Below are 25,463 nucleotides of genomic sequence, written 5' to 3' on the forward strand. Positions count from 1 at the left end.
TCAACCAACAGGGTCTTGACTACTTAAACCTGAATTTAATAACTCTATCAGTGCATGTACATGTAAAATGCCACACATCTGCTCTCTTACCACTCCAGCTAACCAAGGACGCTTACCCGCATTACTTCGCCAATTGACCGCTGATTTCTTAATTTTTACTGCATTGACCAATGATTCACAAGTCAATCCCCAGTTACTATCTTCTAATAATACAACATATTGATAATTTACGGTTTCAGCTAATGCACTATCATACTTTTCCGGCATAACCCAAGCACAAGTATCGACGACATTTAACTGTGATCCCCTGTGAGCTTGCACACCTTTATACCAATCGGGTCGACCCATGATGTGATTAACTCGCTCTAACTTAACAATCCCACCTAAGCTAACCAAGGGCACGGCTAAAGTTAATCCAGCTACCTTAAAGAATAGTACCTGAAACTCATCATCGAGGGTTTCCAGCAGATCTTTTGTGACTTTTGGCGGAGTCACGGCAACCAGCTGCTGAATCTCTACTTCTTGTATAATTTGAGGCTGAATTTTAGCTTTGGCTTCAACCTGTGTTTTAACTTTGGCTTTAGCTTCAATTTGTACTTTAACTTTTACTTCAGCAGGTACTTCAACTTTAGTCTTAAAGACGGGTGCCAGTAACTGCTCCAAGGCCTGTTTATCTAGCTGAGGCTCAATCTCTTTCAGCTTAGGTTGAGTCAATATTGAAACTGCAGGACTGAGCTCGGCAACCTTAGCTTTACTAGGAAATATCTCTTCTTGACGAAGATGACTTATTCGCTCTTTACCAAGTACGATTGTTTCTCTGCTATTTACTCTACCTTGGTTAGAAGCAACTGAAGCGATCTTAGCTTTAGCTTCATTAGAGGTCAGTTTTGCAACGGCTCCTTGATCACGCTCAGCTTCAGTTTGCTCTTCAACTTCTGTGAGCAAAATATTAAAGTAATCGAATACGGCTTCATCAACTAAGCTTGACATGAGATAACGCCCCAACAAGCAGATAGTCTAGTAACCTTTCGTATGCTTTTACGCCACGACTATGGACAGCATAATGTGAAGCAGGAAGATGGGCCAAACTGGCATCCCTAAATTTAGTATCTATTGGAATAACATCCGGCCATAAGTGTTCACCATACTCTTCTCCTAAATGTTTAAGCGCTGAAGAAGAGGCTCTGGTACGCCTATCGTACATGGTCGGAACTACGGTAAAACTGTATTTTGTCTTCTTAGAACGTCCCATCAAGATCATGGTTTTTATCATGCGGTCGAGTCCCTTAATCGCAAGGAACTCAGTCTGTACCGGGACAATAATATGCTCACTTGCCGCGAGCGCATTGACCATTAACACCCCTAATACAGGCGGGCAATCGATCAAGGCGATGTCATAATCATCTTTTACCAAATCTAAGGTTTTCTTTAAGATGAGCCCCATACCTTCCTGATGTCCGAGGGAGCGGTCTATTGTCGCTAGCGCCATGGTCGATGGGAGAAGATCGATCCCATCTACGGCTGTGGAAATAATATGTTGCTTTACTAACTCTGCACTTAACTCCTTGTGGGCTAAAAACACATTATAGAGAGAGCCGGGTACTTCCTCAGAATCGATACCCAGATAATAACCCAGTGAAGCATGAGGATCGGTATCTATCATCAGTACACGTTGGCCACGTTTGGCGAGAGAACCGGCCAGACTGGCAACCGTAGTCGTTTTACCAACCCCACCCTTTTGGTTCGCGATTGTCCAGACTTTCAATAAAATCCCCTAACATATACTGATAACGACATTCTAATTATTCTCTCGCGTCGTCACTCTAATTCCGCCATGAGGTAAGCTGATAACCTTTACGCCATCTTCATCGACTGAAAGTGTCGCCCCCTTAGGCAAGGTGTCGGCAGCATTCGATAACGTCTCACCGAAGTCATCTAAGCTTAAATCATTCGCGATCAAACTAATAGCTTGTTCGACTTGCTCGGGTGGCTGCTTGTGAGTTCCATCACTCGATTTGGCTCTTAGTCCAGAAGGACTCTGCGCCAAAGGCACTTGTTCCAAAGATTTGGGTACTGAAAACTGAGTATTGTCCTCATCAGCTAACACTCGTTGAGAGGCAACAGGACTGTCCGCTTGAGCTTCAGTGCTGTTAACGCCGGGACCCACTTCCAATGTCACCTTTTCACCTTGCTTGACCTGAGACAGTAATGCCTGAGTCGCTTCCGGGTGCTGTGCCATCCAAGTAGCAAGGGCTTGAGCTTGCTCATCGGGTACCATAAGTAACACCTGGCTTTGTTGTAATCGCTCAACTTCTAACAGTAAAAGTTCATTCTTATGACGAATATCAAGATAAAGAAAGCTTGAAACAAACACAGCGAGTGTAAGCAAAAAAATGATCAGCAAAGAGGAGGTGCTTAGCTTCCTCTGCGACTTAGCCATTACCTGACTCTCGAATTATCGAATCAGCCATATCCTCTAAGCCTATCGACAATGTCGACAGCCCAGCCGCAGCAACCGCTTGTGGCATGCCATAAACCACACAACTAGCCTCATCTTGAGCCCAGATTGTTGCACCTGCGCTCTTGAGCATGCGTGCACCTTCTCTGCCATCGGCTCCCATGCCAGTTAACACCACGGCTAAGGTATCTCGCCCGGCAATTTTTGATGCAGAAGCAAAAGTAATATCGACACTCGGCTTATAATTCATATCGGCGCTGCCGGCGAGCACTTTAAGCCTGCCATAAGCGCCACCTCTTTCTAACATCATCTGCATGCCGCCAGGCGCGAGATAAGCCGTACCAGGTTTCAGCTGATCTCCCGATTGCGCTTCTTTGACGTCAATCTTGCATAATCCGTTCAGCCTACTGGCAAATGCCGGGGTAAATGCCGCTGGCATATGCTGAATTAGCAAGATGGGATGAGGGTAGTTAGCAGGTAATTTAGTTAAGATTTTCTGTAAAGCAACTGGGCCCCCTGTCGAGGTACCTATCAGTAACAGTTTATATTTTTTACCCGAGGCCCGCACTAGACTGGCAGTCCTTGGGCTAGTGGCTGTCTCTTTGACGCCACGCACAGATGTAGATAAACCGCTAGTCAATTTAGCTTTTGTGCTAGGAGAACTCGGTGTACTTGGCCGCGCTATCGGCCTGTATATGCGCCGACGACCTAAGGTTTTTATGCGTTGCTGCAGCAATAAAATCGCATCGTCTTTATTGGTGGCAATATCTTCGAAACGTTTAGGCAAGAAGTCTAATGCCCCGGCTTCTAGGGCATCGAGTGTCGCTTTCGCACCATCATGGGTCAACGATGAAAACATCAAGATTGGCGTTGGTGTCTTGGCCATAATCTCACGCACTGCGGTGATGCCATCCATGACGGGCATCTCGATATCCATAGTGATGACTTGTGGCTTAAGCTCTGCTGCTAACTTAACGGCATCTGCTCCGTTCACAGCGGTACCTATCACCTCTAAATCAGGATCTTTAGTCACTATTTCACTGACTCTTCGACGAAAAAAACTAGAATCGTCGACTATGAGAACTTTAATGCCCATTCAAATTCCTATACTGCTTATTTTATTTATTTTTTTGCGTAATGCTTAAGTAAGCCAGGTACATCTAAGATCAATGCAATACCACCATCTGATGTGATGGTAGCCCCAGCCATACCAGGAGTACCATGCAACATGGTACCAAGAGGCTTGATAACGACTTCTTCTTGGCCAATTAATGAATCCACAACGAAACCTATCTGTTTGGTGCCTAACTGGACGATAACCACATGACCATTGGCCTTATCACCGTGCTTCAAATTAGACGGCACTCGACTCAACCAATGCTCTAGATAAAAGAGGGGCACCGCCTTCTGTCGTACAATCACAGTCAATTGGCCATCGACGATATTGGTCTTAGTCAAATCGAGATGGAATATCTCACTGACACTCGACAGTGGTAAAGCGAACACTTGAGTGGCGACTTCTACCATCAAGGTCGGCATGATGGCTAAGGTTAAGGGAACCTTAATCTCTAATACTGTCCCTTTACCTTTTAAAGAATCGATATGAATAGTCCCGTTCAGCTGAGCAATACGGGTTTTAACTACGTCCATACCGACACCACGGCCGGAAATATCAGAAATCTCGACTTTAGTGGAGAATCCAGGGGCGAAGATGAGGTTATAAGCCTCTTGATCGGACATCCTGGCAGCCCCTTCCTCATCGAGTACGCCGCGAGTTATGGCGATCTCTTTGAGCATTTTAGGATCCATACCGGCACCATCATCCTCAATTTTAAGCAGGATATGGTCGCCCTCTTGGCTCGCCGAGAGTGTTATCGTACCAGTTCTGGATTTACCACTTGCCTCACGTTCAGCTGGCATCTCGATACCATGGTCCACTGAGTTTCTCACTAAGTGAACCAGAGGATCGGCTAAAGCCTCGACTAAATTCTTATCTAAATCTGTGTCTTCACCTATCATGGTGAGAGTAATATCTTTGTTCAAACTACGGGCAAGATCTCTCACAACGCGCGGGAAGCGACCAAAGACCTTCTTGATCGGCTGCATGCGGGTCTTCATCACCGCGCCCTGCAGATCCGCCGTAACCAAGTCAAGGTTAGCTAACGCTTTTGACATCTCTTCATCATCACGGGAAACACCTAAGCTCAGTAAACGATTACGTACCAATACGAGTTCGCCAACCATATTCATGATCTGATCGAGTCTGGCAGTATCTACACGTACGGTTGTTTCAGCCTGAGGCATATTGGCTGGCGCTGACTTAGCGACCGCTTTTTTCTCTGGCACAGCGGGTTTGGGTGCGGCTTTGGCAGCAACAGGATTGGCTGCAGGAGCCGCTGGCTTAGCCACTGACATAGATTTTTTGTCAGCTGGTGTTGGAGCCGCACCTCCTACATTGGGTCCGCCACCCGCGCCATGAAGTTCATCGAGTAGCTTTTCAAATTCGTCATCAGAGATATCATCAGAATCTACAGCTGGGGTGGCATCAACAACACTCGCGCTCGATGCTTTCTTCTCAATTTTACCCGATCCATGTAATTCATCGAGTAAAGATTCGAACTCATCATCTGTAATGTCATCGGATTGGCTCGGTGCTGGCACGCTAACTTCAGCTTGCTTAGTTGCAGATGGGCTTTTACCACCATGTAACGCATCGAGCAGCGCCTCAAACTCATCATCATTGATTTCATCTATCCCACCTTCGCCAGCAATACTCGTTGTCTGCTGAGGAGCGGAATCAAACAATTCTATACCTGAATCATCCGCGAGTGGCGTCTCATCAAATAGTTCAATTGACGCGTCACTGGGCGCGGCGGCAGTAGGAAGTGGAGTACTTGAGCTCAGTGATTTCAAATTAGCCAACAAAGTCGCATCTACAGGCTCTTGCTGCTGTCCAGCCTTCGTCTGCACAAACATAGCGTTGATGGCATCAACCGCCTGTAGAATAATATCCATCAATTCGGCAGAAACTTCTCGTTTGCCGGTTCTCAGCAGATCGAAGGTGTTTTCAGCTTCATGGCAAACATCGACCATTGGAGACAAGCTAAGAAATCCCGCTCCACCTTTGACAGTGTGAAAGCCTCGAAAAATTGCATTAAGCAACTCCGAGTCATCGGGGTTATTTTCTAACGTGACTAACTGTTCAGATAAAAGCTCTAAAATCTCACCGGCTTCGATCAAAAAGTCTTGCAGTATCTCTTCATCAACATCGAATGACATTAATATGGCTCCTAATTAAAAACCCAAACTCGACAGCAGATCATCAACTTCATCTTGACCTGTGACGACATCGTCACGTTGTTCAGCGTTCATGATTGGCCCTTCGGCCTCGACACTGCTGTCGATGATTGTCGGATTTTCACTGACGGGTTGTTCACCGAATACCGTCAGCATCGAGACTAAATTATTTTCTACTTCACGGACGAGATCGATAACCCTTTTTATCATCTGCCCGGTTAAATCCTGAAAATCTTGGGCAAGTAAGATTTGGTTTAACAGATCTTTCAAACGGATCGAATCTAATTCACTGCGCTCGACAAATTGTTGAACGTCGTGACACAAGGTTTTAAATTCGCTTAGCTCAATTTCACGTCTCATAAGACGATCCCAAGCAGGTTTAACCGATTGGATATTGGTCGTGAGTGCATTAGCTAAAGGCAGGCATTCTTCAACGGCATCCATGGTTTTATTCGCGGCTTGCTCAGTCATATCTATGACATAATTTAACCGCTCTTTAGCATCCGGAATCTCTGTACTGGTTAGCTCAACCAGTCGATCGTCAACCTGAAAATCGACGATCGCGCTATGAAGCTGACGCGTGAGCCTTCCTACCTCGTCAAACAGTTCCTTTTGAATAGGCGCAGCAATATCTCTGATTAAATCGTCAGCGAGCGACTGCTCGCCTTGAGTCAGCAAGTCTACAAGCTTATTTGCCTGCTCTAACGAAATGAGCCCTGAAGTATTCACCTGCATATCACAACCTTGGTTAGCCGAGTCGTTCAAAGATTTTGTCTAACTTCTCTTTCAATGTCGCTGCCGTAAAGGGCTTAACAACATAACCATTAACCCCGGCCTGAGCCGCGGCGATGATCTGTTCCCTCTTAGCCTCTGCAGTTACCATCAATACAGGGATATTTTTCAATTCATCATCTGCACGAATCGCTTTTAAAAGATCGATTCCTTGCATACCAGGCATATTCCAATCGGTCACAACAAAGTCAAAATCGCCTTTCTGTAACATAGGTAGTGCTGTCGAACCGTCATCTGCTTCTTGAGTATTGTTAAAACCCAAGTCTCTTAACAAGTTCTTGATGATACGTCTCATTGTTGAGAAATCATCAACAACGAGAATCTTCATATTCTTGTCCAAAGTTTCCTCCGCGGAGCTCTTAATTATTGCTCATGTAATCGTTATTTTTTTGTCCAATGCTTAAGTTTAGCTTTTAGTCTGAGCATTGCCTGACTTAATATCTGGCTAACCCGTGACTCACTAACCTCTAGAATGGCCCCAATCTCTTTTAAATTTAAAGCTTCATCGTAATAAAGCGACAAAACCAGTCCATCTCTTTCAGGTAATAACTTAATTGCTGCTACTAGTGCAGAATGAAATTCATCTTCTGCAATCGCTTCATAGGTATCGTCCTTAACCCCATCATCGTGACTAATAACATCGACCGAAACGCCTAAATCTTCAATGCCAATTATTTTCCCTACTGAAACATCATTTAAAATATGATGATATTCATCTAAGGTCATGTCCAGTCTTCGAGCTATCTCGTCATCTTTAGCATCTCTGCCAAGTTCCTGTTCAAGCTCATCGATAACCTGAGCGACTCGTCTCTGGTTTCGATGCACAGATCTCGGCACCCAATCCCCACGACGTATCTCATCTAGCATAGACCCACGGATTCGAATACCCGCAAAAGTCTCAAATTTAGCCCCTTTGTTATCGTCAAACTTCGATGAAGCTTCGAGTAGCCCCATCATGCCTGCTTGTAGTAAATCGTCTAGTTGCACCGATGCAGGTAAACGAGCGAGTAAATGGTGAGCTATTTTTTTTACAAGCGGTGCGTATTGTTCAACGATTAAAGCTTTATTATCTAAACAAGTATACGCAGAGGCTTTACTCACTCGTTCTATCCTCTTGATACTCAGGTCGCTGTACTAAACGCTCAACAAAGAACTCTAGATGGCCTCCAGGTTGCTGCGGTATAGGCCAACTAATGACTTTATTCGCTAAACCATGGTAAGCAATCGTTGCTGGCGATTTAGGATATGCTTCAACGATTAATTTCTGCTTACGTACCGACTTTCGTAAATTCTCATCAAATGGAATGGTAGCAACTAATTCAAGTGCAACATCCAAAAATCGATCGGTAACTTTACTAAGCTTAGCAAAGAGTTCCATCCCTTCCCGTAAACTTCGCACCATATTGGCGACTATTTTAAAACGGAAGACGCCATGTTCCCTGCTAAGTATCTTAATTAGCGCATAAGCATCAGTAATCGATGTAGGTTCATCGCAAACCACAACCAGTACATCCTGAGAGGCTCTGGAAAAACTCAGTACCATATCGGAAATGCCAGCTGCGGTATCGACGATGAGTATGTCGAATTGCGTTTTCATCTCACTGAAAGCCCGAATTAACCCGGCATGTTGTGCCGCAGACAATTCAACCATGGCTTGTGTACCCGAAGTGGCAGGAATAATTCCAATCCCCTTAGGTCCACGCACTATGATATCGTCTAAATCGGTTTCACCAGATAAGACATGGGATAAATTACGTTCGGCGCGCAGGCCGAGCATGACATCCACGTTGGCCAGACCTAAGTCGGCATCCAAGACGAGTACACGCTTACCTTTCTCGGCTAACGCAACGGCGGTATTGATGGCAACACTGGTTTTACCCACACCTCCTTTACCACCTGACACGGCTATTACTTTTACTTTTTCGTTATAAGGTTGATTCATCATACGTAAACCACTTGCTTGATCCCGACTCATTGCTTTACTCAAATGCATAGGCCCTTTCATCTGACCGTTCACTATTTCTGACTGCTGGTTTATTATCTAACACCGACAGCGCTTTGTTTGCTAGCGCGAATGTATCGGCCACTTGCATATCTTCTGGAACTCTTTGCCCATCAGTCACATAACTTAATGGTAACCCACTTTGTATCAAAACACTCAATGCTGGGGCTAAGGAAACGGATTCATCTAATTTCGTCAGTATCGCACCGGATAATGGTATTCGACTGAATTGTGTCACCGCTTCTTCTAAAACTCTTCTTTGACCTGTAGAGGACAGTACCAGATAACTGCGTATAGGTAATCTGCTATTTGCAGCTAAATTATCAAGTTGCTGGAATAAACGCATGTCTCTTTGGCCCATTCCTGCTGTATCTATCAATACTAGCTTGCGATTACGGAATTGATACAGTATTTGTTCCAACTCATTGAGGTCATGAGCCTGCTTAACCGGACATCCCATTATTTTGCCATAGGTTGCCAATTGCTCAAAGGCTCCAATGCGATAATGATCGGTTGTGACCAAAGCAACATGCTCAGCACCGTGATGCGCTGCGTATCTGGCGGCTAATTTCGCTAAGGTTGTTGTTTTACCTACACCCGTTGGCCCGACAAAGGCCACCACACCGCCTTGGCGCACTATATCATCACCTTGATTATCCAACATATTGGCTAAGCTACGAGGCAATGCTCTCACGAGATCAGCTGGTGTATAGTGCTCGCTCAATTCAGAAAGCTTTTTTGCCACCGTCGGGGAAAATTCAGCATCCAACAATTTAGTTTCTAACATGGCACCAACTGGGTCAAGCCGGCTTTTCTGCTCACTCATCAAGGCGGTGACTTGATGAGTCAACAAACTTCTCAAGGACGCCAGTTCTTCACGCATCATCTCAAGCTCAGGACTAGGTTTCCCCTTCGTCTCATGTGAAGGTTTATTTGAATAATTCTGCGTCTCAGGTGACGATTTAGCAAGCGACTGTGGTGCCTGCAAACCTTTTGCCCATTCAGGCATGTCCAATTCTTCACTCTTGTGCTGAGAAACGTGTTGTTCGACCCTACTCTGCTGCCGCTCTAATAATGCCTGGAGCGAATCGGCCGCAGGTGCTGGCTTTACTCTAGCTTCAGAGCGAACAGGTCGCTTGAGACCGAGGGAGATTTTCTCTTCGGCAAGATCCATAAAAGTGGAAGACAATGCTGGCTTTTCTGCAATTAGCGCCTTAGGTTTAGGCTCATCATAATCCACGGCAGCGACGATCTCTATTCCACCTGTGACCTTTTTATTCGACATTATCACGGCATCCGAGCCTAAGGTATCTTTAACCTGAGCCAATGCCGTACGCATATCTTTTGCTAAGAAACGTTTAATTTTCACTTATATGCCCTCTACTGACCCACGGCAGAAACAATTCTAATTTGCTTCTCATCGGGTACTTCCTGATAGGAAATCACCCTTAGGTTAGGAATCGTGTGCTTTACAAATCGAGAGAGAGTCGAACGTAACATGCCCGATGTGAGTAATATAGCAGGTTGCCCCACCATCTCTTGCCTTTGTGTTGCATCTTCTAAAGACTTTTGCATCCGTTCGGCCAAGCTAGGTTCGATGTTTGGCCCCTCTCCTCCCGTCGCTTGCATTGACTGATGCAACATTTGTTCCAACTCTGGCGCCAAAGTAATGACGGGGATCTCTGTTTCCGGCCCGCTGATCTCCTGGACAATCATTCGTTTAAGAGAGATACGTACGGCAGCGGTCAGTACTTCGGTGTCGGCACTCTTGGGACCGTACTCGAGCAATGTCTGTACTATTGTCCTAAGGTCGCGAATCGAAACACCTTCGTTGAGTAAGTTTTGCATGACTTTAACCACAGTTCCCAAGGGCATAACGTCAGGTATGAAGCCATCGACTAACTTAGGAGAATGTTTGGCCAACATATCCATAAGCTGCTGAACTTCCTCATAACCGAGAAGCTTAGCCGCATTATTAGTTAATAGCTGACTCAAGTGAGTCGCCACGACCGTTGCTGCGTCTACCACGGTATACCCTAAGGTTTGCGCATGCTCTCTAAGCTCTGGGGCTATCCAAACCGCATCTAAGCCAAAGGCAGGATCTTTCGTCTCTATGCCATCGAGTTTGCCATACACCTGGCCTGGATTGATGGCGAGTTCACAGTCATGTCTTATCTCGGCTTCACCGGACGCAACTCCCATCAAGGAGATACGATAAGTATTTGGAGACAGATCTAAGTTATCGCGAATATGCACCGCAGGTACCAAAAAGCCAAGCTCTTGGGATAGCTTCTTACGCACCCCTTTTATCCTGCCTAGCAACTCGCCGCCCTGGCCTTTATCGACCAAAGGGATTAGCCGATAACCGACTTCTAATCCTATGGTATCGACATGCTGAACATCATCCCAGCTCAGCTCCTTCGGTTTAGCGGCTGCCTTATCCGCAGCAGGTTTTTTCGCAAGCGCCAGGGACTCTTCACGCTCCTGCGCTTGTTTTTTATATAAAAAATAAGCTACTGAACCGACAACTAATGCCAGAGAGATGAAGGCAAAATGTGGCATGCCAGGCACTATCCCCATAATAAACAAGACACCAGCAGCAATCGCTATTGACTTAGGGTTGTCAAGCATCTGCGACATCATCATCTGGCCCATGTCACCGGACTCGTTCTGACGTGTGACCATCAATGCCGCAGCAATTGAGAGTAAAAGGCCGGGGATCTGGGCAACCAGTCCATCACCTATGGTAAGAAGAGTATAGATCTCGACCGCAGAAGAAAAATCTAGGTCATGCTGCACCATGCCGATAACGAATCCACCCAAGATATTGATCACCATGATCATGATCCCGGCAATTGCATCACCTTTAACAAATTTAGATGCACCGTCCATTGCCCCGTAAAAATCGGCTTCCTTGGTGACTTCGGCGCGCCTATCTCTTGCCTGTTCTTGGTTTAACACGCCAGCATTCAAGTCGGCATCGATAGCCATCTGCTTACCTGGCATGGCGTCTAAGGTAAAGCGAGCACTAACTTCTGCTATACGCCCAGCACCTTTGGTGACCACGGCGAAGTTAATGATAATAAGGATTAAGAATACTACCAGGCCAACGGCATAATTTCCGCCTATCACAACCGATCCAAAAGACTCAATCACTTTACCGGCAGCATCACCACCGTTGTGTCCTTCGAGTAAGACGATACGAGTCGATGCCACATTGAGCGCGAGGCGCAGTAAGGTCGCAATAAGCAACACACTGGGGAAAGCGGCGAAATCTAATGGTCTGTCGGTGTAAATAGCCACCAGCAATACGACTAAGGCCAAAGCTATGTTAAATGAGAACAAAATATCTAGCAGGAATGGTGGCATAGGCAATATGATCATGCCTAACGCAGCGAGAACAAACAAAGGCGTGCCTAAGCCTTTAAAACTCGAAGGTTTTATTTTTTTCAGTTGACCCAGTCGTGCTTTAACATCCATTCAAGAAATCCAAACTTTTGACATCTAGCTCTAACAAAGCAATTTTTGAGCCAAGTAATGGAAATAATTTCCGTCATTAATAACTAAGTTATCAATATTGTTTTTATTTTATAAGTCAGCACTATACCGTTAGACTGACGTTAAATGAATGCCTAAGAAGTTAACTGAATAAATTTACAGCAGAAATACACTATATAACCAACATTGATTGGGTTTTACCGAGAAATCTAGCTTAGGTACATGGCCAAGAAGTATCGGATACGGAGGAAACACTCGGTATCATTAATATTTTAAATCCTTAGGTATGGGCTGTTTAAGCGGAATAGCCGTTGGCCTTCGGCCTCCGTGTTGTTGGTATTGACGTAACTGGAATACATAAGCTAAAACCTGAGCGACGGCGGTGAATAGTCCCTCAGGGATCTCTTGATCTATTTTAGTCGTATGATATATGGCGCGGGCCAGAGGCGGAGCAGAGATAATAGCAATCTCATGTTCACGGGCTATCTCTCTAATCTTAAAAGCAATTTCATCGACACCTTTTGCCAGCACATAGGGCGCCGTCGACTTCATGGCATCGTATTTCACCGCGACAGCATAGTGCTCCGGATTAACGACGATAACATCGGCATTGGGAACTTCTGACATCATACGTCTCTGAGCCACCTCCCTTTGCATCTGCCTTATCTTACCTTTGACCTCAGGCTTACCCTCAGTGTCCTTATATTCATCTTTGACTTCCTGCTTGGTCATCTTGAGTTGCTTTTTGTGATTCCAGATTTGAAATGGCACATCGATAACCACGATGAGTATGGTAGATGAGCACAGCAAGATGAACATCCAAACTAATAGATCCAGCGCCCGGTATACATTCCCAGGAAGATGATCCCGAGACAGGGCCAAGATATCATTAAAGTAGAAGTTCAAGAGAAAGTATGCGGATAATGCGACAACCGAAAACTTAGCGATACCTTTGGTCAACTCCACAAGGGCTTGCACGCCAAACATTCTTTTAAATCCTTTCATAGGATTCATCTTCTCAGTTTTCGGCATAAATGCCTTGGTAGAGAAGGTGATACCGCCTAAAACGATATTACCTATGAAGGCTACTAAAGCGATGACAAATATCAGGCTGGCCATGGGAAAGGCAAGCTCTCGCCCTATCATGCTCCAAACCAAAACCATCTGATTGGTGTCAAAAATTTGTTCCCTGTCCATGGTGAACAAGGTGGTCATTATGGTGACTAAGCTACTGGCAATACTTGGGCCGACCATGGCAAAACCGACCGCGGCCGACATCAAGACCGCCGAGGTTCCCAGCTCTTTGGAGCGTGCAACCTGGCCTTTCTCCCGGGATTGTTCTAATCGCCTGGGGGTGGCCTCTTCGGTTTTCTCTTGGCTACTGTCATTTTCAGCCATGAACTAGCACTCCATTAGGTAGACTCTGCAGGCGCTCAAGCTGAAACATCAAAATGTCCCATCGGTATTACATTGAAGTTTCACTATATCGCATAACAACAACTGGGCTGACGTCCACACCTCACCAAAGTGCTCCATTATAGGGGTCAAGGTTAACCACAAGATCACTAAACCACTCACCATGGTCACGGGAAAACCTATGGCGAAGATATTCAGTTGGGGTGAAGCTCGGGTCATGACACCGAATGACAGGTTAATCAGCAAAAGCGCAACGATAGGTGTAATAGACATGGTCAATGCTGCACCAAACATATAGCCCCCCCACTCGGCCAACATTCTATAACTTGTGATACTCAGACCTTGATCCGATATGGGAATAGTCTCAAAACTCATCACTAGCATTCGGATCATCACCAAATGACCATCGACAGCGAGGAAGATCATGGTGGTTAACAGTAAGAATAAGTTACCAATCACAGGAGTTTGTTGACCGGAAGAGGGATCGACCATAGAGGCAAAACCTAAACTTGTCTGCATGCCTATGATTTGGCCTGTGAGCACAAAGGTTTGCATCACCAGCAAGGTAACAAATCCCATGGCTATGCCAATTAGGAGTTGTTGCAAGGTGATAAAAATCGCAGACGCCGCAAATAGCGCTACATTTTCCACTGGGGGTAAAACCGGTGCAATGGCAAAGGTAATCGCCATCGATAACAATAATCTGACTCTGGCAGGTGTGGTATTAGCCCCAAACACGGCCATAACCATAAACATGCTAGACACCCTAAACAGTGGCCACATGTAAGAGGCTATCGTGTCCATTATGGTCGCCATTAGAATATCCATCGTGGCTAGCCTATTTGACTCATTGTATTAGTCTCTTGAATAAATAGGTCTTTCATCATCCTATAACCTGGGGGATCATATTGACCATCCGTACAAAAAATTCCATCATGGTTTGGATCAAGGTATGACCCAGAAACATCAGGGCAAACAAGGTCGTCAATAAACGAGGTAGAAAACTCAGGGTTTGTTCGTTAATTGAAGTTGCCGCTTGAAACACCGCCACCACGAGTCCGATGACGAGTCCAGGCACGATTATTAGCGACACGATGGTCACTATGACTGAGAGCGCCTCACGGAAGATGTCGACCAATGATTCAGGATTCATAAACCCACCTAAACACCGAAGCTATTGGCTAGAGTTCCCATCACCAGGCTCCAGCCATCGACGAGCACAAACAACATGATCTTAAAAGGAAGTGAGACGATCATGGGAGATAACATCATCATACCCATAGCCATCAAGATACTGGCTACCACAAGATCCAATACCAGGAAAGGAACGAATAACATAAACCCAATCTGAAACGCAGTCTTTAACTCGCTGGTGATAAATGAGGGAATTAACACGCTCATGGGCACATCTTCGGGTGAGTTAATGTTCTGATAACCCGAGATTTCGATAAATGTGTCGAGATCCGTCACCCGAGTTTGGGCCAACATAAAGGTCTTGATCGGCTCTTTGCCAATATTGAAAGCCTGCTCAATATTCATGGTTTCAGCTATATAGGGTTTAACTGCTTCATCATAAATTTTGTCGAACACAGGCGCCATGATAAAGAAAGTCATAAACATACTTATGCCAATAAGCACTTGGTTTGACGGCGTTTGTTGTAAACCGATCGCTTGTCTTAGAATCGACAGTACCACTATGATGCGCGTGAATGAGGTGAGCATGATAATCATGGCAGGCAGAAAGCTCATTGCCGTCATTAACAGCAATATCTGCATAGTCACAGAGTATTGAGTCCCACCATCGGGAGTCGTGGTCACAGTCAACGCAGGTAAGACACCATCAAGGGCGAATGCACCTGGTGATATCAGCAACAGACTCAAGATGAAGAAATATGATAATCGCTTCATAATGAATTCGTCTTAGCTTGCCGTAATCGTTCGGCAAAAGATTCTGTCTCTATGCTGATGGGGGTGTCTAATTTATCTATGACCTGTATTTGCTGGGCAGTCACACCGAGTAAATATTGCTGGCCACCCACCTCGAGTAATACCACCTTCTCTTTCTGCCCCAATGGCATAACCGCCAAGGTCTTCAATACGTTGTGGCTAGATGGCGCTAATTTCAAGCGTTTAACGATATAGGCCAACACAAAAATGAGGGCGAGCACAACAATTAACCCACCCAACATATTGGTCATTGTCGAGATTGCCGATCCCTTATCTGCAGTTGAGGCGACGGTAGGGGAAACCGCTAATCCACTTATAAACAACGAGTTAATCATATCTACCTTATTTTAACTTCTTAATACGCTCGGTTTGGCTAATGACGTCGGTCAGGCGGATACCAAACTTATCATTCACAACCACCACTTCACCATGGGCAATCAAGGTGCCATTCACCATCACATCCAGAGGCTCACCGGCGACGCGATCTAATTCCACCACCGAACCTTGGTTGAGTTGGAGTAAGTTACGAATACTGATAAAGCTACGACCAACTTCCATCGATATGGTCACAGGGATGTCCATGATGGTATCGAGTCTTGCCACTTCATCGGCAGACAAGGCCTGGCTTTCATCAGTCAGCTCATCAAGCTCGACAGCCTCAGCTTCCTCTATCGCTTGCTCAGCCATTGCTTCAGCCCAATCGTCACCTGTATCTTCTGTACTCATGATTATTACCTTAACTACTTAATTTAGCTTAATACCTTAGCAATTTAGTTCCTTGACTAAGATAGGGTTTATAAATCAGAAATGTCTTTACTCTTATTCTTACGCGTCACTAATTGCAACTCCGATTTTACTGTTTCCGGTCGTGGGATTTTCTCGGTAATCCGCAAAGCTAAATTGTCTCTAGCCTTGCCTAACTTACACCTATAAGTAGGTAGATCTTCGACCCGCAGGACGATATGCTCAGGCAAATCGACTGGAATAATATCGCCAACTTTAAAGTTCATCACATCTTTAAGGGTGATCTCTTGATCCACTATGGTGGCATCTAAACCCACCTTGATGTCCATGATCTCGTCTTTTAATGCCAAAGACCAGCGTTTATCCGTATCTTGAGTATCACTCTGCACACCGGCATCGAGCAGTTCACGTATCGGCTCTATCATGGAATACGGCAATGTGATATGGAAGTCTCCCCCACCGCCATCCACTTCGATATGAAAAGAGCTGACCACGACCACTTCGGTGGGGCTGACTATGTTTGCCATCGCTGGGTTAACCTCTGAATCAAGGTACTCAAATTCGACATCCATCACAGGCGCCCAAGCATCTTTATAGTCTTCGAAGATGATTTTTAGCAATAACTGAACGATGCGTCGTTCCGTTGGCGTAAATTCTCGACCTTCAATCTTGGCATGAAAGCGGCCATCGCCACCGAAAAAGTTATCCACTAAAATGAAAACTAATCTTGCCTCCATGGTAATGAGCCCCGTTCCTTTGAGCGGACTAAATCTCACCATATTCAGGCTGGTCGGAACAAAAAGAGTGTGAACATATTCACCAAACTTGAGCATCTGCACGCCATTGATCGAAACTTCAGCCGCTCGGCGCATCATATTAAACATACTGATGCGCAAGTGCCTGGCAAACCTTTCATTCACTATCTCTAAGGTCGGCATTCTTCCGCGAACAATACGATCTTGAGAAGAAAAGTCGTAGGAGCGGGCGTCAGCCTCCCCCTGTTCATCTTCATCTTCATCTACGTCATCTACACCATGCAGTAACGCATCAATTTCGTCTTGGCTTAATAGATCACTCACAATAATGCCTTTATTAAACAAAAATAGGGAAACGTGCTAACTCATACAAGCGCGACTTGAAACCTGGTTAGCAAAAACTCAAAAACTAAAAATTATTCTTGGTTCGTTCTCATGTACTACTGCATGACGAAACCGGTAAACAGAACTTTTTCAACGACTTTACGCCCTGTCACAGGTTGTAGCGTATTCTGTACATTGAGTAAGGCCAATTGACGCATCTCGTCTTTACCGGCAAGGGTACTTAGCTTTTGAACATCGGCACTGCTAAATGTCGTCAGTAGTGCATCTTCAATCAAGGGGATGTGTTTCTTAATTAACACATCATCGTCAGCACCGCGCACCATCAACTGAACCTTGATCTCTACCAGTCTCGAGCGGTTTGCCCCCGGCAGGTTAAATAGAAATGGTCTGGGCATTCCCACATAGAAAGCTTCGCCTACATTCATCGGCTCTTGAATTTCTTCGGTGCCATCAGCATTTTCACTGTTTGCTGAGCTGTCGCTTGACCCCATGAAAAACCATAAAGCTCCAGCAATAACTAGCACTAATACCAGGCCGATAACGCCGAAAATAATCAGTTTCGTCTTACTTTTCGGCTGTTCATTTTCTTCGAGCTCTAAGGATTCTTCTTCGGCCATTTGATTTCCCTTTTAGGCTTAAATCTGCTGCTATATTTCTATAATAGACCAAGGGGTAATGTCTTTTTACCCATCAAGGATCTAATTTTGCTATAGATTACCTTCTTACGCGTAATAATCTATACCTGAACGATAACTAGATGCCTGATTTGAGCTTAATAGTGACTCATCTGCAGATATTTCATCCAATTCTGAATCATAGCCTTCTTGTGACCGCTCCGAATGATCAGCTTCGCCTTGATCTTTTCCCGAATCACGCTGAGAAACTTGGCTATCGGTGAGTTGCAGCCCCTGTTCGGCTAACATCTCTCTCAACCTAGGTAATGCTTGCTCTACAATATCTCGGGTCTGAGGCTGGACGACATGAAACTGCACTTGAGTCTGGTCGCCCTGGACCTGAATTCTTACCACCAAGGGCCCAAGTTCAGGTGGATCTAACCTAATTTCAGCATGCAAGACCCCTTTACTCACCATAGCCACTAACTGTTGCTTCATGACCGGAGAAAAACGCTGGATCATCTCCTGCATCTGACTCTGAGTGTCATTATTCTGTCTTAGTACCAACTGAAACTGGGGAGTTTCAAGTTTACTTGGTGGTGTCGAGCCTACTTGCATCCCAGATAAGGTTTTAATATCTAAGTTTGACGTGGATGTTGTGTCCGTTAGCGTTGAAGATGCCTCTACATTGGCCCTCAAGGGATTGAGCTGTACCGATAACTCAGCCCCTTTAAGCTGTTGCTCAGCCTTAGCCATAGCTTCAACAGGCAGCTTAGTGCTCCCTTGAAGCTTAGCTGACTCTTCCACTTGGGTTTTCTCACCTAAAATTTGACTAAACTGCTTATCTTTACCTTGCTCGATTTGATTTTCCGTGCGGGTTAACACATCTATCCCTGCAGCTTGTTGGGACTGGACCACTTTTGCTACATCTTTGACTTCGGCTGTCTTGTCAGTGACTTGTGCTTCGAACAATGTCGAGATGCCATTGGGCTCTGACAGACCAGCACTGCGGCTTTCGCTCCCAACAATAGCAGCAGATCGCACGCTCGCAGCCTGAAAGTCTGAACTTGTCACAGTAGCAATTAGCTGAAGTAAATTTTCAGGGGGTAATACAGTTAATTCGGCCTCGGATAAACCAGACTCCTGTACTAGCTTATCAATAAGGTTTTTATCTAATGGGAGTTGAGTCTCTGGATCTAAGAGCTGAGCATCAGAATCAATGACTAAAGTCTCTAAACCGATAAGTGATACCGTCTGCGATGGCTCAATCACAACGTCACCGGCTATTACCTCTTCGCCTTGTTTTATCTCTTCTGCAGGAAGATTAAAATCTGTATTTTCAGCATCATTTGCCACACTCAGTAAATAATCATCTAATGTTGAATGACTTGACGCTTTCTCATTGCCTTCCTGCGGCAAGGTATCGCCGCTGTTATCTAGGCTAGTATTTCCCTCTAGCTTACTGGCCCAATTTATTTGAGCCAGTACATGATTGACATCGATTTCTGTTCCATCCAATTGGGCTTCACTCTCAGACTCATCGCCCGCTCCCTTTAGCTGTGGATCATTTTTAACCGGTCTTGTTTCAACATTGATATTTTCAGCTCGATTTGACTCTTTCGCTTGAGTACTAGCTTGCTCTAAAGCCACAGAAAAATCATTATTTTCAGATGATTGAGTACGACTCTTATCACCTTGCTTTATTCCACCAACAGATAGGTTATCGGATGTGTTTTCTTTATTCGCTAAGAGTATATTCGTCATTTTCTGCATTAAGCCTCCAACAAGGCTGATGTCCAATCAAGGTAAGCGCATTTTTAAGAGAATCACTGACGCCAGAACTATCTCGTCAAAACAGCTTTGTCAAAATAGTGGCCAAAAAATTAAATGCCCACACGTTATCAATAAATTAAGCAATAAAGATGCCAATATATAAAGGGTTCTTTAGGCAAGTAACAGCATCAAAAGATCTTGTGTCAGCGAATTTTTTTTCTATAAAACATCTGTGATGCAAACTCATCCACCATCTTTTGTTCGAGTCTCATCTCTGCTTTTCTTGCCTTCTGTGCTTTATGTTCTAACAGTAATTCAACCGCCTTACGTTTTTGCCGTTTCTCTTGCCAATGCCGCTGCCTATGCCCCCGCTGAGTATCTGCTTCTGCGACCGAAGTAAGCTGCTTGGTAATGGCTTCATCTACTTGACGTACAAATTGGTGAAATTGATGATAATAACTGGCACTGATATTTTTACCATGATGGCTCTCCATCTGTTTCATATAATCCAAGCGATAATTTCGCAGCGCCTCAAGTTGGCTCTGGCATTTTTGCAGTGCCAGTTGAGCCGATTTCAACTGCAACGCCGCCTGCTCTTCTGCTTCACTCGTCAGTTTCAATACAGTATGAAGAGGATCTTGCTTAGCCATAGTTATTCCTGAGATAAAAGAAGTCCCCTAGGACCTAGAAACTGATCATACCTTACACTGAGCACTCAACTGAGAAAGCATGAGCTGACTGGAATCAAAACTGAGAGTCTCCTTCATTGACTGCCTTAAAAATGCGTTCATCGCAGGCTGAAGCCGTATCGCATTGTCGATTCTAGGATCGCTGCCCTGAGTGTATGCCCCGATCGAAATCAGATCTTTGTTCTGTTGATACAAAGAATATACTTGCTTTACACGTCGCATTGACTCCAGATGCTCAGTGCTGATCACCATAGGTGCGACACGGCTAATCGAGGCTTCTACATCGATGGCGGGGTAATGACCTGAATCGGCTAATGCTCTCGACAAGACTATGTGTCCATCTAGGATTGCCCTAGCCGCATCGGCAATGGGGTCCTGCAGATCATCGCCTTCAGTCAACACAGTATAAAACGCCGTGATAGAGCCTTGACCCGGACCACCATTTCCCGCTCTTTCAACCAATTTGGGTAACTTGGCAAATACCGAAGGCGGATAGCCTTTGGTTGCGGGAGGTTCACCAACCGCGAGTGCGATTTCCCGTTGTGCCTGAGCATAACGAGTCAAGCTGTCCATAAGAAGCAATACGTTATAGCCTAAATCTCTAAAATATTCTGCAATTCTGGTTGATGTTTCACAGGCTCGAAGACGCATGAGTGGAGACGTATCGGCCGGGGCTGCCACCACCACAGAGCGTGCACGTCCCTCTTCCCCCAAAATCTCTTCGATAAACTCTTTAACTTCCCGGCCACGTTCTCCCACTAACCCCACGACTATAATGTCGGCGGTGGTGCCCCGCGTCATCATGCCCAGTAGCACACTCTTGCCCACCCCAGAACCGGCAAAGAGTCCCATCCTCTGACCTTTGCCGACAGTTAACATGGCATTTATCGCCCTGACCCCTACATCTAAGGGCTCAGTGATCGCTCTTCGGGCTAAGGGGTTGATGATTGGTGCATGTCTTGGCGCTTTTTGATCGGTTCGTAATCGGCCTAAATTATCTAAGGGGTGACCATTGCCATCGAGCACCCGGCCTAATAATTCCAGGCCAACATTGAGTCCGGTTTGCTCACCTAAGGGAGTCACCTTAGCGCCGGGTAAGACGCCTCTAAGTTCTTCTATAGGCATTAAGTAGAGCAACTCATCGTCGAAACCTATCACCTCGGCGACCAAGTCTCCAGCCAAGGTCTCTATGCTACACAGACTACCTATCGGAGCCCGACAGCCGATGGCTTCGAGTGTTAAGCCTACCACCCGGATCAACTGTCCACTGGCCTCAGCTACGAATGGATGAACCCTATCATTTTGCAGTCTGATTTTATTCAGTAACTGGCTTTGGCGGTTGCTCATCTTGTTTTACGCCCTCTGAATCTTTAGCTGCTGACACGTTTTCTTCATTAGTGCTAAGTGTCTCTTTTTGTGCACTAGGCTCACTCTCTAGACCCCCGGATGGCTTAAGCTCATCAGGCTGGTCCTTAATCTCAGGTGTTGGTAAGCCATTATCTTCTTGTTCTGGTTGTGGCTCAAGCTCAGATTGCTCCTCTGCTTCATCAGACTCATTCTGTTTGCCATCCTGACTATAGGATGATAATGCTTGCTGTTGCTGTTCTTGAGATTGATTGAGATGTTGAACATTATGCTCCATCTCCTCCAGAACTGTGCTTATTCTCTGCTCGAGTCGCATATCGACACTACTTCGCTGATTGTTGATGACACAATCACCAGGTGACAGACTCGGGTCAGCTTCCAATTCCCAGCGGTTTTTGTCCAACTGATTAGCGCTATAGAGTTCTTGAACCAAGTTATGATCATCGGGATGCAAGCGAATGGTGATCCCTTGTTCTTTCAACGGCAGTGAATCAACTCCTTGTCTCAATGCTGCTAATATGTGCTCGGGGTGAGTTTTTAACTCGTGACCAATAACTGCTCGGGTTAATTTCATCGTCAAGGAGAGTAACTCTTGCTCAATCTCGGTATCTAGCAGGGCTAAAGGCTTTTCAAATTGCTCCAGCAAGGACTCAAATCGTGAGATTAACACTTTGGCTTCCTCGACTCCTTCACTATGACCTTGCTCAATCCCCTGTTTCAATCCCTCTTCATGGCCTTGTTTTAACCCCTCTAACCGACCCGACTCTAGGCCAGACTGAAAACCTTCCTCTTTTCCCTGACCAAAGCCTTCTTGTTCGGCTTGCTCACGGATCTCTTCAATCTCAGTTAATGTAGGGGGCAAAAAAGATTGGGGTTCATCTACTATGGTTTTGTGTGCCGTTCTACGGCCGAACAAGTTTGAAACACCTTCGGGAGCAGCAACTGTGACATCGGGGATCTGCCAATGAGTGAACTCGGTCTCGGATTGACCTGACTCGTTCTCTATTGACTTACCTTCACTATCAGTTTTCATTATAAGAACTCTTCACCACCGCCACCGCCTAACATAATCTCACCACTATCACTTAAACGCCTGGCGATAGATAAGATCTCTTTTTGAGCGACTTCGACTTCACTGATCCTGATAGGTCCCATAGCTTCTAAGTCATCACTTAACAACTCAGCCGCTCGCTTAGACATGTTACCCAAAATCTTATCTTTGAGTGCATCATCGGCTCCCTTGAGTGCCTTCATCAGCACATCTTGCTGAATTTCGCGAAGCAGTACTTGAATACCTATATCATCCACATCACTCAGGTTCTCAAATACAAACATAAGATCTTGTATCTGTTGCGCCATCTCTTCGTCTGACTCTCTCATGGTTTCCATGAGCTGACTCTCAACATTGGTGTCTAGGTAGTTCATGATATCTGCTGCCGCCTTCAAGCCGCCCATTTTAGCAGCCTGGGCGCCGCCTTGACCGGCAAACTGTTTCTCCATGATATCATTTAATTCCTGGAGTGCCGCGGGTTGGACCTCTTCTAGATTTGCGATGCGCATCATAAGATCGAGACGAGTATTCTCAGGAGATTGAGCAACAATTTCTGCCGCCTGATCGGGTTCCAGATAGGAAAGCACGATTGTTTGGATCTGCGGGTGTTCGTTTTGTATTATGGTTGCCACTTGACGAGGATCCATCCACTTGAGTGAATCCAGTCCCTTAGCACCACTGCCCATGATGATCTGTTCGATCAGATTACCGGCCTTGTCTTCACCTAGCGCCGCCGTTAAGGCCTTTCGGACAAACTCTTCACTGTTAAAGCCAATAGATGAGTACTTTTGAACTTCGTCAAGAAACAGCTTATGCACACCTATGACTTTCTCCTGACCAAAATCACTCATGGCAGCCATCGCCATGCCGACCTTTTGAACTTGCTTAGGCTCCAGATGCTTTAAAATTGACGCAGCATCCGCTTCACTTAGGCTCAAGAGTAATATTGCCGTTTTCTCAGTACCGGTTAGCTCGTCGACACCGTCGGCTTTAGCGTTATTCTCTGATTTATTGCTCATCTTGTTGTAACCAACCTTTTATCACCTGGGTAGATAACTCAGGCTCATTTGCGACTAACGCCCTAATTGCTTTAATCATATCATCATCTTTATGAAGATCCGGTATCAAAATCGAACCGTCATCAGCATAACTGTATTCAGCTTCAGGGCGATTGAGCATTCCCAAGGTATCGGATGCAAATTGATCTTCGATCTCAGCCAGTTCATCACCAAATTTAGGCTCATCAGGAATATTAACGCTATCGGGATAGATAAGACGTTTGAGCATAGGCCTAACGATAAACAAAATTAATGCAAGAATGATCACCCCGCCCATGCCCAGCTTGAGTGCTCGCCAGAACCATGGCTGTTCCCACAGTTCAGGAGCTGGCAACTCTTCGATAAGCTGATCCATAAAGGGAACGGTAACCACTTCAAGAATATCACCACGTTGAGTACTGAAACCTACCGCGCCCTCTAGTAAGCGGCGAATATTGGCTAACTCCTGTTCAGTTCTCGGTACGCGATTAATTTGGCCATCTTCTCCGGCGGCGCCAGCTTTAAAATCCACCGCAACGGACACACTGACACGCCTTACCGTACCAACCTGCTGCCTGGTATGGCTGATGGTTGTGTCCAGTTCGAAATTTCTGGTGGCTTCTCTATGTGATGAGCCACGACTCGCTGATTCTGACTGTGCGTCAGTATTTAACGCATCCTGTGGAATATCACTCTCCATAGGCGGTTGATTAGATAAGGCACCGGGGATCCCGGACTCACTGCCACCATTTGAATCATTCTCGACAGTCATTTCACTTCTAAGGGCTGGAAGATCTGGGTTATAACGCTTAGAAGTTTGCTCTACCGCGGTAAAGTCCATAGTAACATCGACTTGAGAGGTAAAATTCTCGGGCCCTAGAATCGGCATTAGAATCGATTGAACCTTAGTCCTATATTCTGCCTCTTTTTGCTGTACTAACTCTAACTCTCTTCGTGCTCTTGCCGACACCGCATCTTGGCTACCTGAATTTAATAACCGACCATTTGAATCTGTCACGGTCACGCGAGTCGGTATTAAGCCTTGAACGGCCGAAGCGACGATATCGACGACGGCATCGACCTCTTCTTGACCAAGCCCGCCTCGACGAACATTGAGTACCACAGTTGCACTGGGTTTAGCACGGTTTCTAGAGAAGACGTTCTCTTTGGGTATAGCCAGAATAACCTTAGCTCGACTGATACTTCTGAGTTCTTCAATTGCTCTGGCTAAATTTAACTCTTGGCTATGTTTGAGCCTGGCCTGCTCCATTCGCTGGCTCACACCAAAGCCACTATTTTGACTCAGGTAATCGTTTTGATTCGAATTACCATCGATCCCTTCCCGGCTCAATATCAACTTAACTTCTTGATACTTATCTTCAGGCACCTTGATAACATCGACATCGATCTGATACTTGATTTTGTTTTTATCTAAGGCGTCCAATACCTTTACCATCTCTTGGGTATCCATTTTCCCAAGCGGTCTGTATTCCGGCTCTTGTGCCCACAGCATGATAAATACAGCCAATGCCAAACAAATCGCAAGCGCGAGTATCATGGTGATCTGGCGCAGCATATCAACCCCGCCAAACGAGCTGCCACCGGATTTATTTTCTTCCTGGACTCCACCTGCCAGCTGATCGCTTGCCAACGTAGACTCAGAACCTACAACCATGTCAG

General features: G+C 45.5%; 25 protein-coding genes. All 25 read right to left on the reverse strand.

What is annotated here, in order from left to right:
• Positions 1–990, reverse strand: a complete 990-nt coding sequence (locus tag FS373_RS20525) for a chemotaxis protein CheW (RefSeq protein ID WP_144045863.1) — start codon at positions 988–990, stop codon at positions 1–3.
• Positions 974–1,765, reverse strand: coding sequence for a ParA family protein (locus FS373_RS20530; protein ID WP_144045862.1), 792 nt, complete (start codon positions 1,763–1,765; stop codon positions 974–976). The genes FS373_RS20525 and FS373_RS20530 overlap by 17 nt, the downstream gene beginning before the upstream one ends.
• A gap of 33 nt (positions 1,766–1,798) precedes the next feature.
• Positions 1,799–2,440, reverse strand: coding sequence for a hypothetical protein (locus FS373_RS20535; RefSeq protein ID WP_152830491.1), 642 nt, complete (start codon positions 2,438–2,440; stop codon positions 1,799–1,801).
• Positions 2,433–3,554, reverse strand: coding sequence for a protein-glutamate methylesterase/protein-glutamine glutaminase (locus FS373_RS20540; RefSeq protein WP_144045860.1), 1,122 nt, complete (start codon positions 3,552–3,554; stop codon positions 2,433–2,435). Before FS373_RS20540 ends, FS373_RS20535 begins: the two co-directional genes overlap by 8 nt.
• A gap of 26 nt (positions 3,555–3,580) precedes the next feature.
• Positions 3,581–5,737 (reverse strand): chemotaxis protein CheA, encoded by a 2,157-nt coding sequence (locus FS373_RS20545; protein WP_152830492.1) that lies wholly within the window; start codon positions 5,735–5,737, stop codon positions 3,581–3,583.
• A 15-nt stretch (positions 5,738–5,752) separates the two neighbouring features.
• The gene (locus tag FS373_RS20550; RefSeq protein WP_144045858.1) at positions 5,753–6,490 is read right to left on the reverse strand and encodes a protein phosphatase CheZ; all 738 of its coding nucleotides are present in this window, start codon (positions 6,488–6,490) and stop codon (positions 5,753–5,755) included.
• 13 nt (positions 6,491–6,503) lie between these two features.
• Entirely contained in the window at positions 6,504–6,887 is a 384-nt protein-coding gene (gene cheY / locus FS373_RS20555) for a chemotaxis response regulator CheY (RefSeq protein ID WP_012324268.1), read from the reverse strand.
• Between the two features lie 41 nt (positions 6,888–6,928).
• Positions 6,929–7,648: an RNA polymerase sigma factor FliA gene (locus tag FS373_RS20560; protein ID WP_144045857.1), complete on the reverse strand. Its 720-nt coding sequence runs from the start codon at positions 7,646–7,648 to the stop codon at positions 6,929–6,931.
• Positions 7,641–8,522 carry a MinD/ParA family protein gene (locus tag FS373_RS20565; protein WP_144048911.1) on the reverse strand — a complete coding sequence of 294 codons (882 nt, stop codon included), beginning with the start codon at positions 8,520–8,522 and terminating at the stop codon, positions 7,641–7,643. The genes FS373_RS20560 and FS373_RS20565 overlap by 8 nt, the downstream gene beginning before the upstream one ends.
• 4 nt (positions 8,523–8,526) lie before the next feature.
• Positions 8,527–9,918 (reverse strand): flagellar biosynthesis protein FlhF, encoded by a 1,392-nt coding sequence (gene flhF / locus FS373_RS20570; RefSeq protein WP_144045856.1) that lies wholly within the window; start codon positions 9,916–9,918, stop codon positions 8,527–8,529.
• An 11-nt stretch (positions 9,919–9,929) separates the two neighbouring features.
• A complete protein-coding gene (flhA, locus tag FS373_RS20575; protein ID WP_152830494.1) occupies positions 9,930–12,029 on the reverse strand; it encodes a flagellar biosynthesis protein FlhA in 2,100 nt (699 codons plus the stop codon).
• Positions 12,030–12,311: 282 nt separating this feature from the next.
• Positions 12,312–13,445, reverse strand: coding sequence for a flagellar biosynthesis protein FlhB (gene flhB / locus FS373_RS20580; RefSeq protein ID WP_144045854.1), 1,134 nt, complete (start codon positions 13,443–13,445; stop codon positions 12,312–12,314).
• A 48-nt stretch (positions 13,446–13,493) separates the two neighbouring features.
• Positions 13,494–14,291, reverse strand: coding sequence for a flagellar biosynthetic protein FliR (gene fliR / locus FS373_RS20585; protein WP_144045853.1), 798 nt, complete (start codon positions 14,289–14,291; stop codon positions 13,494–13,496).
• Between the two features lie 55 nt (positions 14,292–14,346).
• The gene (gene fliQ / locus FS373_RS20590; protein WP_144045852.1) at positions 14,347–14,616 is read right to left on the reverse strand and encodes a flagellar biosynthesis protein FliQ; all 270 of its coding nucleotides are present in this window, start codon (positions 14,614–14,616) and stop codon (positions 14,347–14,349) included.
• Positions 14,617–14,624: 8 nt separating this feature from the next.
• Positions 14,625–15,371 carry a flagellar type III secretion system pore protein FliP gene (gene fliP, locus FS373_RS20595; RefSeq protein ID WP_152830495.1) on the reverse strand — a complete coding sequence of 249 codons (747 nt, stop codon included), beginning with the start codon at positions 15,369–15,371 and terminating at the stop codon, positions 14,625–14,627.
• A complete protein-coding gene (gene fliO / locus FS373_RS20600; protein WP_152830496.1) occupies positions 15,368–15,745 on the reverse strand; it encodes a flagellar biosynthetic protein FliO in 378 nt (125 codons plus the stop codon). The genes fliP and fliO overlap by 4 nt, the downstream gene beginning before the upstream one ends.
• Positions 15,746–15,752: 7 nt before the next feature.
• A complete protein-coding gene (gene fliN, locus FS373_RS20605; protein ID WP_152830497.1) occupies positions 15,753–16,136 on the reverse strand; it encodes a flagellar motor switch protein FliN in 384 nt (127 codons plus the stop codon).
• A gap of 68 nt (positions 16,137–16,204) precedes the next feature.
• Complete coding sequence (gene fliM / locus FS373_RS20610; protein WP_144045848.1) at positions 16,205–17,233, reverse strand: flagellar motor switch protein FliM; 1,029 nt, start codon at positions 17,231–17,233, stop codon at positions 16,205–16,207.
• Between the two features lie 116 nt (positions 17,234–17,349).
• Positions 17,350–17,871, reverse strand: a complete 522-nt coding sequence (fliL, locus tag FS373_RS20615; protein ID WP_144045847.1) for a flagellar basal body-associated protein FliL — start codon at positions 17,869–17,871, stop codon at positions 17,350–17,352.
• A 105-nt stretch (positions 17,872–17,976) separates the two neighbouring features.
• Positions 17,977–19,641, reverse strand: a complete 1,665-nt coding sequence (locus tag FS373_RS20620; protein WP_227993076.1) for a flagellar hook-length control protein FliK — start codon at positions 19,639–19,641, stop codon at positions 17,977–17,979.
• A gap of 203 nt (positions 19,642–19,844) precedes the next feature.
• Positions 19,845–20,291, reverse strand: a complete 447-nt coding sequence (gene fliJ / locus FS373_RS20625; RefSeq protein ID WP_144045845.1) for a flagellar export protein FliJ — start codon at positions 20,289–20,291, stop codon at positions 19,845–19,847.
• Between the two features lie 45 nt (positions 20,292–20,336).
• Entirely contained in the window at positions 20,337–21,677 is a 1,341-nt protein-coding gene (gene fliI / locus FS373_RS20630; RefSeq protein WP_144045844.1) for a flagellar protein export ATPase FliI, read from the reverse strand.
• Positions 21,646–22,728, reverse strand: a complete 1,083-nt coding sequence (fliH, locus tag FS373_RS20635) for a flagellar assembly protein FliH (RefSeq protein WP_144045843.1) — start codon at positions 22,726–22,728, stop codon at positions 21,646–21,648. Before fliH ends, fliI begins: the two co-directional genes overlap by 32 nt.
• Positions 22,728–23,765, reverse strand: coding sequence for a flagellar motor switch protein FliG (gene fliG / locus FS373_RS20640; protein ID WP_152830500.1), 1,038 nt, complete (start codon positions 23,763–23,765; stop codon positions 22,728–22,730). Before fliG ends, fliH begins: the two co-directional genes overlap by 1 nt.
• Entirely contained in the window at positions 23,755–25,458 is a 1,704-nt protein-coding gene (gene fliF, locus FS373_RS20645; RefSeq protein WP_185977070.1) for a flagellar basal-body MS-ring/collar protein FliF, read from the reverse strand. Before fliF ends, fliG begins: the two co-directional genes overlap by 11 nt.
• Positions 25,459–25,463: the final 5 nt, after the last annotated feature.

The sequence above is a fragment of the Shewanella sp. YLB-07 genome, from assembly GCF_009377275.1.

Coding starts and splice junctions, on each gene's coding strand:
- FS373_RS20620 (WP_227993076.1), bottom strand. CDS start 19,641: ATGCAGAAAATGACGAATATACTCTTAGCGAATAAAGAAAACACATCC.
- fliO (WP_152830496.1), bottom strand. CDS start 15,745: ATGATTAACTCGTTGTTTATAAGTGGATTAGCGGTTTCCCCTACCGTC.
- fliI (WP_144045844.1), bottom strand. CDS start 21,677: ATGAGCAACCGCCAAAGCCAGTTACTGAATAAAATCAGACTGCAAAAT.
- fliR (WP_144045853.1), bottom strand. CDS start 14,291: ATGGATATTCTAATGGCGACCATAATGGACACGATAGCCTCTTACATG.
- flhB (WP_144045854.1), bottom strand. CDS start 13,445: ATGGCTGAAAATGACAGTAGCCAAGAGAAAACCGAAGAGGCCACCCCC.
- FS373_RS20565 (WP_144048911.1), bottom strand. CDS start 8,522: ATGAGTCGGGATCAAGCAAGTGGTTTACGTATGATGAATCAACCTTAT.
- fliG (WP_152830500.1), bottom strand. CDS start 23,765: ATGAGCAATAAATCAGAGAATAACGCTAAAGCCGACGGTGTCGACGAG.
- FS373_RS20540 (WP_144045860.1), bottom strand. CDS start 3,554: ATGGGCATTAAAGTTCTCATAGTCGACGATTCTAGTTTTTTTCGTCGA.
- FS373_RS20525 (WP_144045863.1), bottom strand. CDS start 990: ATGTCAAGCTTAGTTGATGAAGCCGTATTCGATTACTTTAATATTTTG.
- fliN (WP_152830497.1), bottom strand. CDS start 16,136: ATGAGTACAGAAGATACAGGTGACGATTGGGCTGAAGCAATGGCTGAG.
- FS373_RS20550 (WP_144045858.1), bottom strand. CDS start 6,490: ATGCAGGTGAATACTTCAGGGCTCATTTCGTTAGAGCAGGCAAATAAG.
- flhA (WP_152830494.1), bottom strand. CDS start 12,029: ATGGATGTTAAAGCACGACTGGGTCAACTGAAAAAAATAAAACCTTCG.
- fliP (WP_152830495.1), bottom strand. CDS start 15,371: ATGAAGCGATTATCATATTTCTTCATCTTGAGTCTGTTGCTGATATCA.
- fliJ (WP_144045845.1), bottom strand. CDS start 20,291: ATGGCTAAGCAAGATCCTCTTCATACTGTATTGAAACTGACGAGTGAA.
- FS373_RS20535 (WP_152830491.1), bottom strand. CDS start 2,440: ATGGCTAAGTCGCAGAGGAAGCTAAGCACCTCCTCTTTGCTGATCATT.
- fliL (WP_144045847.1), bottom strand. CDS start 17,871: ATGGCCGAAGAAGAATCCTTAGAGCTCGAAGAAAATGAACAGCCGAAA.
- fliH (WP_144045843.1), bottom strand. CDS start 22,728: ATGAAAACTGATAGTGAAGGTAAGTCAATAGAGAACGAGTCAGGTCAA.
- fliQ (WP_144045852.1), bottom strand. CDS start 14,616: ATGAATCCTGAATCATTGGTCGACATCTTCCGTGAGGCGCTCTCAGTC.
- FS373_RS20545 (WP_152830492.1), bottom strand. CDS start 5,737: ATGTCATTCGATGTTGATGAAGAGATACTGCAAGACTTTTTGATCGAA.
- fliF (WP_185977070.1), bottom strand. CDS start 25,458: ATGGTTGTAGGTTCTGAGTCTACGTTGGCAAGCGATCAGCTGGCAGGT.